This window comes from Kordia sp. SMS9, assembly GCF_003352465.1.
GTDB lineage: Bacteria > Bacteroidota > Bacteroidia > Flavobacteriales > Flavobacteriaceae > Kordia.
In genome coordinates, this window is sequence record NZ_CP031153.1 from 4,425,806 (window position 1) to 4,438,833 (window position 13,028).

The 13,028-nt window shown below is 35.5% G+C and carries 13 protein-coding genes; 8 read left to right on the top strand and 5 right to left on the bottom strand.

Annotated elements, in window-relative coordinates:
- The first annotated feature begins 101 nt into the window (after positions 1-101).
- Complete coding sequence (locus tag KORDIASMS9_RS18720) at positions 102-674, top strand: hypothetical protein (RefSeq protein ID WP_114904315.1); 573 nt, start codon at positions 102-104, stop codon at positions 672-674.
- A 12-nt stretch (positions 675-686) separates the two neighbouring features.
- Here KORDIASMS9_RS18720 and KORDIASMS9_RS18725 read toward each other — a convergent pair whose 3' ends face one another.
- Positions 687-1,697 (bottom strand): carboxypeptidase-like regulatory domain-containing protein, encoded by a 1,011-nt coding sequence (locus KORDIASMS9_RS18725; RefSeq protein ID WP_114904316.1) that lies wholly within the window; start codon positions 1,695-1,697, stop codon positions 687-689.
- 64 nt (positions 1,698-1,761) lie between these two features.
- Between KORDIASMS9_RS18725 and KORDIASMS9_RS18730 the strand changes: the two genes are divergently transcribed.
- A complete protein-coding gene (locus tag KORDIASMS9_RS18730; RefSeq protein WP_114904317.1) occupies positions 1,762-2,523 on the top strand; it encodes a TIGR02757 family protein in 762 nt (253 codons plus the stop codon).
- A 95-nt stretch (positions 2,524-2,618) separates the two neighbouring features.
- Here the strand turns inward: KORDIASMS9_RS18730 and KORDIASMS9_RS18735 are convergent, their stop codons facing one another.
- Both KORDIASMS9_RS18735 and KORDIASMS9_RS18740 read right to left on the bottom strand, forming a co-directional pair.
- Positions 2,619-3,044 carry a hypothetical protein gene (locus KORDIASMS9_RS18735; RefSeq protein WP_114904318.1) on the bottom strand — a complete coding sequence of 142 codons (426 nt, stop codon included), beginning with the start codon at positions 3,042-3,044 and terminating at the stop codon, positions 2,619-2,621.
- Between the two features lie 105 nt (positions 3,045-3,149).
- Complete coding sequence (locus tag KORDIASMS9_RS18740; RefSeq protein ID WP_114904319.1) at positions 3,150-4,706, bottom strand: NAD(P)/FAD-dependent oxidoreductase; 1,557 nt, start codon at positions 4,704-4,706, stop codon at positions 3,150-3,152.
- Positions 4,707-4,938: 232 nt separating this feature from the next.
- Here KORDIASMS9_RS18740 and KORDIASMS9_RS18745 point away from each other — a divergent pair, with 232 nt between their 5' ends.
- The 6 genes from KORDIASMS9_RS18745 to KORDIASMS9_RS18770 all read left to right on the top strand — a co-directional run bounded on the left by KORDIASMS9_RS18745 (position 4,939) and on the right by KORDIASMS9_RS18770 (position 9,181).
- The gene (locus KORDIASMS9_RS18745) at positions 4,939-5,874 is read left to right on the top strand and encodes a hypothetical protein (RefSeq protein WP_114904320.1); all 936 of its coding nucleotides are present in this window, start codon (positions 4,939-4,941) and stop codon (positions 5,872-5,874) included.
- Between the two features lie 5 nt (positions 5,875-5,879).
- Positions 5,880-6,617, top strand: a complete 738-nt coding sequence (locus KORDIASMS9_RS23770) for a hypothetical protein (RefSeq protein ID WP_205318010.1) — start codon at positions 5,880-5,882, stop codon at positions 6,615-6,617.
- Positions 6,618-7,058: 441 nt separating this feature from the next.
- Positions 7,059-7,307 (top strand): type II toxin-antitoxin system ParD family antitoxin, encoded by a 249-nt coding sequence (locus tag KORDIASMS9_RS18755; RefSeq protein WP_114904321.1) that lies wholly within the window; start codon positions 7,059-7,061, stop codon positions 7,305-7,307.
- Entirely contained in the window at positions 7,300-7,599 is a 300-nt protein-coding gene (locus tag KORDIASMS9_RS18760) for a type II toxin-antitoxin system RelE/ParE family toxin (protein ID WP_114904322.1), read from the top strand. Before KORDIASMS9_RS18755 ends, KORDIASMS9_RS18760 begins: the two co-directional genes overlap by 8 nt.
- Before the next feature lie 81 nt (positions 7,600-7,680).
- Positions 7,681-8,340 carry a hypothetical protein gene (locus KORDIASMS9_RS18765; protein ID WP_114904323.1) on the top strand — a complete coding sequence of 220 codons (660 nt, stop codon included), beginning with the start codon at positions 7,681-7,683 and terminating at the stop codon, positions 8,338-8,340.
- 166 nt (positions 8,341-8,506) lie between these two features.
- The gene (locus KORDIASMS9_RS18770; RefSeq protein WP_114904324.1) at positions 8,507-9,181 is read left to right on the top strand and encodes a hypothetical protein; all 675 of its coding nucleotides are present in this window, start codon (positions 8,507-8,509) and stop codon (positions 9,179-9,181) included.
- Positions 9,182-9,293: 112 nt separating this feature from the next.
- On the opposite strand, the gene KORDIASMS9_RS18775 is transcribed toward KORDIASMS9_RS18770, so the two are convergent.
- On the bottom strand, positions 9,294-10,370 hold the full coding sequence (locus KORDIASMS9_RS18775; protein WP_114904325.1) for an NAD(P)/FAD-dependent oxidoreductase: 1,077 nt from the start codon (positions 10,368-10,370) through the stop codon (positions 9,294-9,296).
- 313 nt (positions 10,371-10,683) lie between these two features.
- Positions 10,684-12,798, bottom strand: a complete 2,115-nt coding sequence (locus tag KORDIASMS9_RS18780; RefSeq protein WP_114904326.1) for a LodA/GoxA family CTQ-dependent oxidase — start codon at positions 12,796-12,798, stop codon at positions 10,684-10,686.
- Positions 12,799-13,028: the final 230 nt, after the last annotated feature.

Here is a 13,028-nt window from a genome sequence, read left to right on the forward strand (position 1 = left end):
CATTAAAAATTCAAAATTTAGCATTTAACATTTTACACTCAGCATTTCAAAGTGCGCAACCTTTTCATATTTTGAGTATCTATTGATAAAACTTATACAATATGAAAACTAAAATTCTCAAACTCGTTGTTGCCTGTACGTTTCTTCAGATTTGCTTGTATGCTTGCTGTACAGATGTCAATAATATATTCCTAAGCACTGTCGATTTTACCGTAAGAGATTCAGCAGATAACGATATTACAAGCGTTACCAATGCAGATTTCAGTTTGCTCGCCAAAACAGATTATGATTTTTCATTAGTCACTTCACTTGCCAAACAATCAGGTTTGCTCAATATGGCGTATGCAACCAGTTGTGATGAAGAATTTATTATTACCAAACTTGTTACAAATGTGGAATTGACAGCTGATGTACCACTTTTCGGAATTGACGCAGGAAACTCGCTAAACGATCATGTGCTGGTTGGTTTTGGTGTTGTTTCTGGTGACACTGGATTTTCTATGAACGACATGAAAAACGCATTGAACTACGAAATAAACAATATCTACGAAGATTACTTTTTGACCTTTGATACCACAATTCCCACAGAAACAACAACTACTTTTACACTGACAATCACCTTTGAAAATGATGAACAGTTAACGCGTGTTTCCACACCTGTAACCTTTCAATAAACGCGTAGAAACTTACAACCCATAATCCAACGGCAAGGTATTTGCCAAACGCTTGTCTCCCAAAACGCCTCCAAAAGAGATTCTTCTCGGTGGTGAATAATTTCCGTATTTGTTGATTACAAATTCTTTGTCACTATCAAGAATTGTCATGAATGATTTTTCAAAACGATCATACACAATCACTACTTTGTCAGTCAAAAATTTTACGTGTGTATCTTCGCCTTTAGGTGTAATTCTAAAATATTTATACGGCGGTACAATAAATCCTTTGTGGAAAATTTGAAAGCCGTTTTCTGTCAACTGTTTTCTTGCCAACGAACGCATGAAATACAAGACTGATTGCCCAAATTCTAGTTCGCGTGCTTTTCGGTATTTTCTTGGGACACGTTTGTTCAATTCTGTGTAAAAGGTTGCCCCTTCAATATATACACTGCGCGTGAGTACTTTTCCTGTGGTAGTGAGTCGCAAATCCGCTTCAAAATCTTCCATAGTATACGCAACCGTATATCCTAAATATTTATTTTTAATGATGATGGGTTTTTCGGCATACGCATTTAGTTTTTGCGTGGTAGGATTGTAGGTCAATTTAATGTCGTCTAAATTCAGAATTCGACACTCAAAAGGTTCTACGGAAGTCCCTATAAATTCACGTTTAAAAATATCTAACTTTTTTTGGCGCGACCAAGGATCATTTTCTAAATATACCGTTCCTAAGGCTTGAGGTTTGAGTGTCATGTAAATTTTTGCTCCGTTTTCTAGCTTTCGTACATTAAATAATAATGTTTGATAGCCAATAAAACTAACCACCAATGGCGAATTGGTAGATGGTTTATATTTGATGTAAAACTTACCTTCTTCATTGGTGGCAGTTCCAATGGTTGTACCATCAAAATATACAGAAACGCCGTACAAAGGTTCTTGTGTGTTTTTGTCTAATATATAGGCTTCAAGGGTTTGGGCAAAAGAAAATGAAGCAAAGAATACACTAAAGCAAATTAAGAATTTTGAGTAATTTTTCATCATAGCAATTTTGATTGATGGTTCCTTAAAAATAATAATTATTTTTGTCAAAAGAGTATTACATCTTATGAACTTTACCGAACTTAAATCTTTTCTCGACGAAAAAGTACTTGAATACAATCAACCCAAATTCGTAGAAAGTGATCCAATTCAAATTCCCTATCAATTTCAGCAAAAAGAAGACATTGAAATCGCTGCTTTTTTGACGGCTACCATTGCATGGGGCAATCGAAAAATGATCAACAATAATGCCAAAAAAATGATGGATTTGTTGGGCAATTCGCCCTATGATTTTGTGATGAATCACACCGAAGAAGACTTGGAATCTCTGCAATCATTCGTACATCGAACCTTCAACGGAACAGATTTTACTTTCTTTATCAAAGCCTTAAAAAACATCTATGAACGTCATGGCGGATTGGAAGCTGTTTTTGCGAATGCGAACACCAAAAATTTACAAGAAAGTATTTCAGCATTTAAAGAAGTTTTTTTCAGCATTCCACACCCTGAGCGAACTCGAAAACATGTTTCAGATCCCAACAAAGGAAGTGCTGCCAAACGCATTAATATGTTTCTTCGTTGGATGGTTCGCAATGACAATACAGGTGTTGATTTCGGCATTTGGTCTTCACTTTCACCATCGCAACTATCCTGTCCGCTAGATGTACATTCTGGAAATGTGGCACGAAAGTTAGGCTTATTGAAACGCAAACAAAACGATGCCAAAGCTTTGCTTGAACTAGACACAGCATTGCGAAAGCTAGATCCGAATGATCCTGTAAAGTATGATTTTGCATTGTTTGGATTGGGCGTTTTTGAGAAGTTTTAGTTTTAGGTTTTGTAAAAATAGGTAGTGTTTGGTACATACTAAAAAAACCTCATCAATTGATAAGGTTTTAAATTCTATTTTATGTGTGTGTTTTACTATTTCACGCGATCGAAAACAATAGCATCATTCGAAAAATCAGTTGGTCTTCCTGTGCCACCACCAAACGTCATCGCCATTTGCATTTCATTTCTGGATTTCATGTTGATAATGCCTTTCAAACGTCCTAATTCTTTATTTGCTTTGTTATCTATGATGATAAAATCGATTCCTTTTGGAGACATTCCGCTGTTTACGGTATACTTCATAGCTGCATTTACTCCTTGGTGGTTGTATGATTTTCCGCCCATCGTTTGACCGTTGAACTCAAAGGTTGCATAACCGTCGCTTGACAAGGTTAGGAATCCAATATCGCCTTTGTCTTTTCCTTTCCATTTTCCCACATAATCACCTTCTGGTGCAGTAAAGGAAAATAAAAGTAGTAACGCAACAAGAGCAAACGATAGTTTTTTTAAAATTTTCATAATCGGGATTTTAATAAGTTTTCTGTCAACAATATAAATTAATATTTTTAAATTGACTAATTATTTTTTTGTGTTTGATTTGATATTCTTTTCTCTATAAGCAATTTACATGCCAACAATTGCCGCTTCTGCACAACGTTCGCCATCCATTGCCGCAGAAACGATTCCGCCAGCATAACCGCCGCCTTCGCCACACGGAAATAATCCTGCTACTTCTGGATGTTCTAAGTTTTCTTTTCTGGGAATGTTTACGGGCGAAGATGTCCGCGATTCTACACCCACAATATTTGCTTGATCCGTGTAGTAACCATTCATTTTTTGTCCAAATGCCGCAAAGCCTTTTCGCAAACGTCCGCCAATGCTTTTTGGTAATAATGAATGCAACGGTGCCGATTGTAAACCTGGTTGATACGACGTCGGATTCAAATCGGTTGATAATTTCCCTTCTACAAAATCTGTTAAGCGTTGTGCGGGTGCTACCTGACTTCTTCCGCCAGCCGTAAATGCCAAACGTTCCAAATCTTTTTGAAACTCCAAGCCTTTCAACACGCCATATTGTTCGTATTTGTATAAATCTTTGTCTGCGTTGATTTCTACCACAATTCCCGAATTGGCAAACTTGTTATTTCGTCGCGATGGAGACATTCCGTTGACCACGATTTCGCCATTGGCTGTTGCAGCAGGAACGATAAATCCGCCCGGACACATACAAAACGAATATACACCTCGATCGCGCACTTGATGCACCAAACTGTAGGCTGCGGCTGGTAATAATTCGTTTCGTTCGCCTGTACAATGGTATTGAATGTTGTCTATAATTTCTTGTGGATGTTCCACACGAACGCCCATGGCAAAAGATTTTGCTTTCAGTTGGACTTCTTTTTTGTGAAGCAACTCGTAGATATCTCTTGCGGAATGTCCTGTGGCTAGAATCACGCGATTTGCGGTCAATTCGCGTCCATCTTGCAAATGAATTGCTTGTATTTTATTTTCTTTGATGATGAAATCGGTCACGCGGGTTTCAAAGTGAATTTCGCCGCCGTATTTTAAGATGGTTTCCCGAATATTTTTTACAACATTGGGAAGTTTATTCGTTCCGATATGCGGATGTGCATCTACCAAAATTTGTTCGGTAGCTCCGTGATACACTAGATTTTCAAAAATTCTGCGGACATCGCCACGTTTTAGACTTCGTGTATATAGTTTACCATCCGAATACGTTCCTGCGCCACCTTCGCCAAAGCAATAGTTTGAATCTTCATTCACAACATGCTCTTGGTTGATGGCACGCAAATCGCGACGACGTTCTTGTACATTTTTTCCGCGTTCGAGTACAATCGGTTTAAAGCCTAATTCAATACAACGCAAGGCTGCATACATTCCTGCGGGACCAAAACCGACAATGTGAATTTCTTTTGCGTTAGACACATCTTTGTAATCAAACTGATATTCGCTCGCTTCGGGAAGTGCTTCACGAATGTATACGGCAACCTTGTAATTAAAAATAATCAATGGTTTACGGGCATCAATGGATTTTCGCAATACTTTGATTCCTGTGATCTCTTCTGCGGACACACCCAGTTGTTTTTGGGCTTTCTGCACCAAAATGTCTTCCTGTGTTTCTTCTTCCAGCGTAACGCGTAGTTGGAGTTCTTTGATCATGCTGCGAAGTTATTGTTTTTTTAGTTTATATGTTTAAGAGTTTATGTGTTTAGTTTTTCAGATTGGACTACGGGAAACCACATTGTGTATGTGTGAGTTTTGTTTTACTTTTATGGAAAATGACAGAACGTGAATGTAAAATTAGTTTTTGTTATTTACCAATTTTGGTGTAAAAATAGGAATTCTGCATATACATACGTTGAGCACAATTTGAAAAGACATAGAACTAAATATGGGAAATTTAAGAATTAAACTAAAATACAAGAGTTTCGAAATAGAACTTGAGGGAGACAAAGACACCGTTCAATCCGAATTTAAGGACATAAAAGAAAACGGACTTGGAAACATTGTTATGGGAGTTGATATGTCGGAAACAACATATTTAGTTGAGCAACCAGAAAGCGGAATACCAAAACAAATTGCTCAAGCGGAAAGCATTGATTTTACCGATAGTGATGTTCCTAGTTTAAAAGATGTCCTAATGAAACAACTTCCATCAAGCGAGAGAGAATGGATTTTAGTTTATGCTTATTATGCAACCGAATTTGGTAGCAAACCCTTTACTAGTAAAAACATATTAGAAGCTTACGAAAGCACTAAACGAAAAACGACTAGTCGACACGCTAATATGTCTCAAAATATTAAAGCACTTTTCAACAAAGGGTATTTTAGTGCACTTAATGACGAAGAATTTATTCTAACTAATGATGGTAAACATCAAGCAAATGAGATAATTACAAGAACTCATTCCACACCATTAAAACAGAAAAAGCCAAAATCAAAAGCAACTAAATCAAACACGAAATCCAATAAAACAAGTAAAACTTCAAGTTCAAAATTTGTAGTTTTAAGAGATTTGAATTTACGACCTACTGATAAAGTTTCTTTGACCGACTACGTAAAAAACTATGAAATAAAATCTAACGGAGACCGAATAATTGTAATAATCAATTATCTTAAAGAAATTCTGAAAATTGATAAGGTTACTATTAATCATATATATACAGCTTTCTTTGTCCTAAAATGTAAAATACCTGCAAGTTTCTATCAAGTAGTGGCTAACACTAAAAGTCGTAGTAATTTGATTGATTTCAATAAAGTTGACGATATTAAATTATCTACACAAGGTTCAAATAGAGTAAGGCTAGATATTGTAAAAAAGAAGTAGTGTAAATGAAAGGATTAGAAAGTTTTATACTAACTGTAACTGATTTTAATGACTTAACTGCAAGTAAAAAAATAGATTTTTTCGCTTATTTTCTGTTAATCGAGCAAAAAGCAAAAGGATTTACAACTAAAGAAATTGCTGACTGTTTTGACAACTTACATTTAGAACCTTATTCAAATATTTCATCATATTTAAGTAATAACTCTAAAGGAAAGTCAAAGAAATTCTTGAAGAAAAATGGTTCCTATTTTTTAGAAAGAACCCATAAAGAAATTTTAGATTTAGGTTTTGGTAAAATACCTATTCCAAAAGCAATTGATTCAAAATATCTTCCTTTTGAGATATTTAGCGAAACTCGTGGATATATTACAAAATTAGCTGAACAAACAATTAATTCGTATGATTTAGAACTCTATGATGCGTGTTCAGTTCTCACAAGAAAGTTAGTGGAAATCCTTATAATTGAATCATTCGAGAGACACGGAATTGAAAATTTGATTAAGAAGAGCGATGGTAGTTTTTACTACTTAAGTGATTTGATAACAGAATTATTAAAAGAACCTAAATGGAATTTGAGTAGAAACACAAAACAGTCTCTACCAAAGATTAAGAAAAATGGAGATTTGTCTGCTCATAATAGAAGGTATATCGCCAGAAAACCCGATTCGGATAAACTCAAGGATGATTTGAGAATTGTAATAGGAGAATTAATTCACATAATTGACTATCCAAATTGGAAATAAAAAACTGTGCCCAACAATGGTAACCGTTGCACAACCCTATAATTTCAAAAAAACAAGGCATTCTTAACACTTTTAAGCCTGTCTTTCTTTTTGCTCTCATTATAAATTCTAAAATTAATTCCGCTTACAATCAAGATATAATGACCAAATAGCGGCTTTATTTTAAAAATGACTAAAGCAAGTGATGTGGCTCCACTTTTTGTAGTTTTTGTGATGAATTTCAGGTATTTCTTTACGTTATAAGTTTATACTAATAGTTTTTCAATAAAAAGATAAATAGTAAAATTTAAAAATTCGGCTTGTGTTTCATCCAAAAAACAACAGCTTATTTTCAACGCTATTTTTCATACACAAAACCATCAACTATAATTTAAGAAAACGTAACGATTTGACTTATTTACCAAAAATTGGTAAATTTGAAACAGTAAAAGATTTTTAAAGATGAAAAATACATCCATTTCACTTGGCAACTACTTTGATCAATTTGTAAGCGCTCAAGTTTCAGCTGGTCGATATAAAAACGTAAGTGAAGTAATCAGAGCTGGACTGCGGCTTTTGGAAAATGAAGAGAGTAAAGCAATTGCGTTAAAAAATGCAATTCAAGAAGGATTAAACAGTCCATTAGTTGAAGATTTTGACTTTGATGAAAATTTGAAAAGGCTAAAAGCTGAAAAAATAAAAAATGGCTAAAGTTATATTTAGACAAGAAGCCATTAATGATTTGAATGATATTTGGACGTACACTTATGAAAAATGGTCTGAAAAACAAGCCGACACGTATTATGCTACAATTAAAATAACGTGTAGTGGAATTGGAGAAAATCCAACTATTGGAAAAGAATATCATGGAATAAACAGAAAGCTACTCGGACTTACATCTGGAAAACATATAATTTTTTATCAACAAATATCAAATGAAAGGATTGAAATTGTTAGAATTTTACATGAGCGAATGGACTTGGAAAATCAAATAACTTACTAAAAAATCATATGCTACAGTAGTGTAGTTAATAGTTGTTTTTAGTAAACTACCTTTACAAAAATCAAATCACAAAACTCACAAATGCCAAAAACCAAAAAATTCTCAATTTTCATTACATTCATTTTGTGTGCACTAAGTGCCTGCAATACCGAACTTTCTAAAGATATCAATGGCACTTTTGGAATTTTAGCGACAGAATTAGAACGCAATACAATACAGCTAACAGAGGATATTAATTTAAAGATTTCGGAAGCTTCACAATCACGCGTCGAAGTTTCAGAGAATGAAAAGGTTTCAATTTTAAATCCTATACTTGATAGTGTAAGCATAGTTAAAATGAATACTTATCACAAACTGACTGAAGCATATGTAGCTTTCCTAACTGAGATTGAAGACGAATTCATTCAAAGTGATACCAATCCGCTGATTCAAAATGGTGAGATTACACAAAGAGGAAAAGAATACTTGGGTAGAACTAAATTATATTCAGAAAAAATTCAAAAATTATGGGACAATGAATTCACAAAAAATAAAGTCATTCTACAACTAAACACAGATCATATTCAAAATAGAAAAGGCACTAAAATTTCACACATTTCCTACTATTTTGAAGACCTTCCAACAAAAGGAATCATAGTATATTTGAAACAGAAAAAATACAATGTTTTGTTACTAGAAAAAGATTTTTTGAATGATCTAATTTTCCAAAACCTTACAACACAACCAAATTCAAAGAATTAATTAGTTATCTAATTTTTTTAAAAACGCTATATTTTTCTTACGTATTTGTTTCCTGTTTTAATGAATTTAATAAGATATAAATCAGATTTTTTTAGTTTCAACTAATATTATTCTATCTTAAAAAAATCTACGTAACGAAACGTAGATTTAAAAACTGACTTATTTTATGAGTACTTCAAACCCCGCAGCTATTATTGTATTTCGACATGCACATGATCTTCCCACTGATACACAAGCAGCTGAATTAAAAAAGTATAATGATGAACATCCAAATGACAAACGAGGTGAAAGTTATTATTATATTCAAGAAGCAAAAACATATAACCTACCAGATCCAGCACAAGGTTCCGTAACACTTCCGTGGCAACGTTTATCCCCAGACGGTTTTAATGAAGCTCAAAATATTGCTGCCGATTTACCAAGTTGGATTAGTCAACATTGGGCACCTGTGAATTTAGTGATTACCAAAGATCCAAGATCAAAAGATCAGACACAAAATCCATTTCAAACTGTCATTCCTTCTGCAGACGCACTTAAAGCTAGTAACAAAGTGGAAGTTCAATTAAAAGACGATCCAGGTTTTAATAAAGCCAATCTTATTTCAGATGGGCATTCTGCCTTAATTTGTTGGGACAGACAAGGGCTTTGGCAAGATGAAGGTGATCCAGCAGGAACGTATATTTTACAGTCACTTGCGAAAGCGAATCCATTGCCAGGAAACATTACACGTCCACATAAAGCAGGTACGTTTTATGTGTTTACAAATCCAGATACTCATGGTAAATATGACATTAGTCAGTACAATTACAACCATGGACAAGGCTTTGTAAAAGTTGCGTAACTAAAGTACCTGAAACATCTAAAAAGAGTAAAAACTATGAAATGATAGTTTTTGCTCTTTTTTTTTGAGGAGTTTTATATAGCGCTACATGCGTTCACTAAAATATAATTACTTAAAAAAATCGCTTCCAAAAATCTGCATCTTTCCACCGCGTTTCCTGTTGATACAACTGATTTTTAGACTCCAAATACTGTTGAAAAATAGTTTTCATCGCTTTTCCATACGCTGGAAATACTTCTTCATCAGCTTCTGTAAGCTTTTTTTCAATAGCTTTTGCCGCTCTTGCGGAAGTGTATATCGCGTTGGTAATTCCGTGTGATGATAGCGGATCAAAACTCATCGCTGCATCTCCAAGTGCGAGCCAATTCACGCCCGAAATTTGATCAGCAACAGAAGAATTGGCATTGCCGCCTTTGATTTTGATAGCATCATCAGCTACTATAAAATCTTTAAAATAGACGGTTTCCGATAAGACCGATTTCCACCGTGAAACGTCTTTGAGTTGCGATAAAATATTGTGCCCTTTGTATGTGTAAATCGTGCAAATATTCTCCGTTTCGTTCAACGCAGAAACAATGCCCCAACCTTGTTTGAAGCTTTCCACATACACTTCATGCGTCAATTTTGGATGTTTGAGTTTCGGCACATGACAACTTAGCGCGACCAATTCGTCAAAGATTTTACTTTCAACCTTTAATTTCTGCAACACCGCACGATTTCTTCCAGTAGCATCCACCAAAATCTTTCCTTGCACAATTTTAATCCCTTCGTTTTTTGCCAACACTATGGTATTCCCATGTTCTTCATGAATAACATCAAACCCATGATCATACGAAATCATATCATCTCGTATCAAATCTCGCATGCGTTCTAACGTTTGATGCTTGTTAATTTTCAACCCGTTTTTATACGGATTGTGATGGTAAAAATTGATATCTGTCACACGCGCACTTCCCCACATGGAATGATATCCGTAGGTTTTCCGATAAGCATTTTCTTCAAAAACAGACAACAAATCCAGCTCATGCAACAATGGCAATACCGATGGCGGCAAGGTTTCTCCTAAGGCAAAAGGTGGCTTCTCTCCTTTTCTATGCAACAGCGCAAACGAGATTCCTTTGCGTTGCAAAAGCACTGCCAGCGTTACGCCAGCAATGCCATTGCCTATAATAATTACTTCTTTTTTCATGTAATGTTGTGATGTAACATCTATCGTTTTTAGTATTCAAATTTATTTCAGAGTACTTCTCGATACAACTTGAAACAAGTTCAAGACATCTAAGTGACGCTTTTTACAGCTTCTAACAATCTGTGACTTCTACTAATAAATCGTTTCTTGACAGACAGATTACCACGTCGTAAACTCCTCGTAATGACGTATCAAAATATTAGATGTATGATTTAAAAATCTAAAAGTGAAACAAGTCTAACATTCTAAAAGGCAAAGCCGAGTCTAAAAGCGTTCACACTGAGCCTGTCGAAGTGAAGCGCATCTAAAAAACCTACTTCTTCATATCTTTTGAATCATACGCTACGTACACCAAGTTTGGAATACCTTCAATGTCTTCTTCTAATTTTCTTCCTGTAACAACGCCAATATCTTTCCATTGATATACCATATTGATCAATCCGTTCATATAACCGCCTTCTGCGTGATAGCCAATAAATCCTGTATCGGCAGTGTGTAACCACGCCAAACGATTGGCATAAATATTACGTTTCGTATCTGGTAAAATCTTCGGATCTTTTAGTTTCTCATAACTTGACGCAGGTAATACAAATACAGGTAAATTTGCTGCCCACCACGATGGTACTGGATATTGTTCTTCTACATAGACTGCCTGACAACTTCCTGCATCCGATTGCCACGGAATTCCCATCCATTTGGTCATATCGCCTGGCGTTACTTTCCAAAACCAAGCGTTTTCACTGTTTGGTAACATCGAATTACGAACATCATCAGCATCCATTGAGAAGCCAAAATCGTTATAAAAAATACGTTCTTGCTCTTCTTTAGAAGCTACATTGAGTCGTACTTCACGCAAACCATACGCGCCAATTTTATTTTGAGTATTGTCTACGATAAATTGATAGGTTTCTGCATTTTCAGCGTAGAGTTGCTTGTGACGCATTGGCCATGTCAATTCCACACCTGGATGGAATCCGCCACCATATAAGGTTTCTAAAACGGCTCTCGTCATCAATAATGGTTTGCGTTTTTCATCTTCCGCAGATTTTAGAAATTGATTGCGATAAAATGCGCCCATTTCGTCCATATCTTTGAAATTGAAACTTTCTGGAGAATAAAAATTACCATCGCGCCATTGTCTAAGTTGCTCGTAAATCATTGGTGGAATGGCAAACCATTGTGCGGGACTTCCCGGATAATCAATGGCGTCACCAGGATAGTATGGTAATTTTAATTCATCTGTGCCACTACCACGATTGACTAAATCTGTTTTGTTTTTACTTGGGATGATTGGTTCGTTAGACATATTGTACGCAGGATTACGGAACATCTTAAAAATACGTTCACGTACGGCATCAGCTTCTGCTTTTGGTTCTTTTTTGTAAATGTATTTGAATTCATCGTTGGCGATCAGTTCGTCTATTGTTTCTTTGAACGATGGCGCTAAAAAGTCACCCAAGTTTACCCATTGCATTCTGTACAAACGATACATCATTGGAAAAACGGTTGCCAATTCTGGAATGTGTGATTCGTTTGCTGCTCCTGTGATCAAATCGAACATGGTAGAAAGCGGTTGAATTTGCGGCGCGTAATCTGGTGGAGCCGAAGCAACCCAAGCGGCAGATTTTGCATCGTCAAGTTTGTATTCTTCTCCAGAATCTTTTCTGCGAATGTTTGCCGTAATGCGTCCATCACAAATATCATCATACCAATTGGAATTATCGGCAAAGTCTGTGTTTAAGTCTGAAGGATTCAACGCTGCTGAAATTCCGTCAGCTCCATAGAAAATTAATGTTCCGTCATCATCGTATTCAGCCGTTCCTAAATTTACTTCTTTCGCATCTACATTCATACGCTTTGCCAACATGCTAAAGCCTTTTTTAGACATTTTGGAAGAAGGAAATTCTCCTTTAATTTCTTTTCGCTTCTGGTTTTCGTCAACGCTCACCATTCCTGGATGATTGACCAAATCTTTTCGATAGTCATAGCCATCTTCTACACGCAATCCTTGGTTCAATACATTCGGGTTTCTATAAGCAGCACTAATGCCTGGTGCCAGTTTGTCTTTTGCAAAATTTGGCGATAAGTTTTGGTGATCTTCAATCATGATAGATAAATCCAAACTGTTATTAAAGTCATACCAAAACGGTTTCTTATTTGCCACTTCTACCGACCATTCAATGTCGTATTCACGTGCATCAATTTGTCGTACAGGATTTCCGTGATCGTCACATTCATAAATGTAAAAACGCTGTGCTTGCTTCTTTAAGCGTCCGTCATCGGTTAAATAATTTTCATCAGTATTATACATATTTCTCCAAGGAACTTCTGGGCTAAAAATCACTTGATCTTTTGTTGCAGGACCATTTCCAAGTCGCGCAATTCCGATAGACGGATAGATTCTAAATTTTGGGTTTTCGTGTGCCATCTGATTAATTTTTAAGGTTGCCTAAAGATAGGATTGGTACGTTTTTTATACTAGCGTGTTTTTACGTGATTTTTAGAATCAGGTAAGAGTTATTGGTTAAAGTTTGGGTCTAAAAATAGCATTCAATCTAACATCATAAATACAATATGTAGTTGTTAACTAGAGTATTAAGTCTACTTTATGAACCTAATCACTTAGAAATAACATTTAAAAAATTTATTATGCTTAAA

Bases quoted from the DNA above. Each gene is read 5' to 3' on its own strand.
- KORDIASMS9_RS18780 (WP_114904326.1), bottom strand. From the start codon at position 12,798: ATGGCACACGAAAACCCAAAATTTAGAATCTATCCGTCTATCGGAATT.
- KORDIASMS9_RS18765 (WP_114904323.1), top strand. From the start codon at position 7,681: ATGCCAAAAACCAAAAAATTCTCAATTTTCATTACATTCATTTTGTGT.
- KORDIASMS9_RS18735 (WP_114904318.1), bottom strand. From the start codon at position 3,044: ATGAAAATTTTAAAAAAACTATCGTTTGCTCTTGTTGCGTTACTACTT.
- KORDIASMS9_RS18745 (WP_114904320.1), top strand. From the start codon at position 4,939: ATGGGAAATTTAAGAATTAAACTAAAATACAAGAGTTTCGAAATAGAA.
- KORDIASMS9_RS23770 (WP_205318010.1), top strand. From the start codon at position 5,880: ATGAAAGGATTAGAAAGTTTTATACTAACTGTAACTGATTTTAATGAC.
- KORDIASMS9_RS18725 (WP_114904316.1), bottom strand. From the start codon at position 1,697: ATGATGAAAAATTACTCAAAATTCTTAATTTGCTTTAGTGTATTCTTT.
- KORDIASMS9_RS18740 (WP_114904319.1), bottom strand. From the start codon at position 4,706: ATGATCAAAGAACTCCAACTACGCGTTACGCTGGAAGAAGAAACACAG.
- KORDIASMS9_RS18760 (WP_114904322.1), top strand. From the start codon at position 7,300: ATGGCTAAAGTTATATTTAGACAAGAAGCCATTAATGATTTGAATGAT.
- KORDIASMS9_RS18755 (WP_114904321.1), top strand. From the start codon at position 7,059: ATGAAAAATACATCCATTTCACTTGGCAACTACTTTGATCAATTTGTA.
- KORDIASMS9_RS18770 (WP_114904324.1), top strand. From the start codon at position 8,507: ATGAGTACTTCAAACCCCGCAGCTATTATTGTATTTCGACATGCACAT.
- KORDIASMS9_RS18720 (WP_114904315.1), top strand. From the start codon at position 102: ATGAAAACTAAAATTCTCAAACTCGTTGTTGCCTGTACGTTTCTTCAG.
- KORDIASMS9_RS18775 (WP_114904325.1), bottom strand. From the start codon at position 10,370: ATGAAAAAAGAAGTAATTATTATAGGCAATGGCATTGCTGGCGTAACG.
- KORDIASMS9_RS18730 (WP_114904317.1), top strand. From the start codon at position 1,762: ATGAACTTTACCGAACTTAAATCTTTTCTCGACGAAAAAGTACTTGAA.